Origin of the sequence: Peptoniphilus sp. oral taxon 836 str. F0141 (genome assembly GCF_000179335.1) — a bacterium.
In the GTDB taxonomy this organism is placed as follows: Bacteria; Bacillota; Clostridia; order Tissierellales; family Peptoniphilaceae; genus Peptoniphilus_A; species Peptoniphilus_A lacrimalis.
On sequence record NZ_AEAA01000037.1, the window covers coordinates 1 to 1,722 of the forward strand.

The 1,722-nt window shown below is 27.9% G+C and carries 2 protein-coding genes and 1 pseudogene; all 3 read right to left on the reverse strand.

The annotated features are described in order from the left end of the window. Positions 1–190 (reverse strand): annotated as a pseudogene (locus tag HMPREF9131_RS08185) (OB-fold nucleic acid binding domain-containing protein); the annotation flags it as partial. Positions 191–497: 307 nt separating this feature from the next. Beyond that, positions 498–1,358, reverse strand: a complete 861-nt coding sequence (locus HMPREF9131_RS08545) for a Mur ligase family protein (protein ID WP_009344971.1) — start codon at positions 1,356–1,358, stop codon at positions 498–500. Positions 1,359–1,362: 4 nt separating this feature from the next. Beyond that, the coding region (locus HMPREF9131_RS08550) for a Mur ligase family protein (protein ID WP_009344972.1) at positions 1,363–1,722 on the reverse strand (360 nt) is incomplete at its 5' end.

Consider the following 1,722-nt stretch of genomic DNA (forward strand, 5'->3'; position numbering starts at 1 on the left):
TTCCGATGAAGATTCGGTTACTACAACTTGGCAAATTCCTTCTTTATCTCTTAAATCTATAAAAATTATTGAGCCTAGACTTCTCGCCCCTTTGAACCCAGCCCATTAGTATAACTTCAGAATCAATATCGTTTTCTCTCAAGTCACCACAGTAATTTGTCCTTTTTAAATTGCCCATTGCTTCTTGCATAATTACCTCCAAAATAAAAGCCCCTGTCATCAGGAGCCATTTTTATATTCTATGTCCCTAAGTAATAACTTATAATGACATTTAATTCATATTAATATATTTAATTATAACTTAAAATACACTATCTTTCAATATTAACAAGTTCTATTGTCAATTCTTTTAGTAAAGTCTTTAATATTTGTTACTAAATTATTTTCTAACAGATATTTTTCTACAAACTTAGCACCCTTATCCATACCCTGACAGCCTGCTAATAATACAATATCACCAGATTGAGCCTTTTTTAAAATATTGTTAATACCATCTTTTAGTTCATTAAAATATACAGTTTCAATATTATTATTTTTAAAACTTCAGCATATACTGCCTTTTCATCTTGGGTCACTTTATCCTTTTGTTTAACTGTATCTTCACTAAAAGTTGTAAAAAGTGTACTAGCTTTTAATTTTTTTAACCAAAAACATAGTCTTTCATCAACTGCTCTATTAAGTTCAATCCCTCTATTACCTCTTATTGCATATAAAATATGAAGATTTTTATAACTCATTTGACTTAAAGTTGTCATAGTTACATCAATATTTTTTTCATTTGCAAAATGATCATCTAAAACCTTAAATTTTTCATCATATATAAGTTCGAATCTTCTTTCTACACCCTTAAAATTTTTGAGAGCATTTAAAATTATATTCTTATCCACTTGTAAAATTAGAGCTAAAGATATAGCAATTACACCATTCATAACAGAAGCATATCCAACGCTACCCATTTCAACTTCAAAGCTTTGTTTTTTTAAATTAATTTCTTTTATATCCCTGTTAACATGAAACATAAATTTCCCAAAACCCGTGGATAAATCAAGTTTAGAAATACCAAAATCTGAATCCAAATTCTCCATTGAAAAAGTCAGAACACTCGCTTTAGTCTTTTCTTTCAAACTAGCTATATGTTCGTTATCCATATTTAAAAGGGCAAAAGAACCTTTTTTAGCATTCAAAATTATCTTTGATTTGTCCCTAAAATAATTTTCAAAAGAACCATGTTGGTCTATATGCTCTCTACTTAAATTTCCAAAAGAAACTATGTCGAAATCAATGTTATTTACTCTTAGCATCTGTTGAGCTGATGAAGAAACTTCCATAACTACATGACTAATATTTTTATCAAGCATTTCTTTAAAAATATTTTTGAAGTTCTAAAGATTCTGGAGTTGTCAGAATAGATGGAATATTTACATCAGCAAATTTTGTATAAACAGTGCCAATAATACCTGTATTAATTTTATTTTCACTTAAAATATTTTTAAGCATAAAGGATGTTGTAGTCTTTCCATTTGTTGCTGTTATCCCAATAACTTTTAAATCTTTTGAGGGGTCTTTATAAAAATTTTTAGCTAAATCAGCAAGAATTGTTCTAGTGTTATCAACTTTTATTTGAGGTATATAAACCTCTTTAAAATCTTCAACAACAGCTACAATCGCCCCATTATTTTTAGCATTTTTTATATATTTATGACCATCGGTAATTTTACCTTT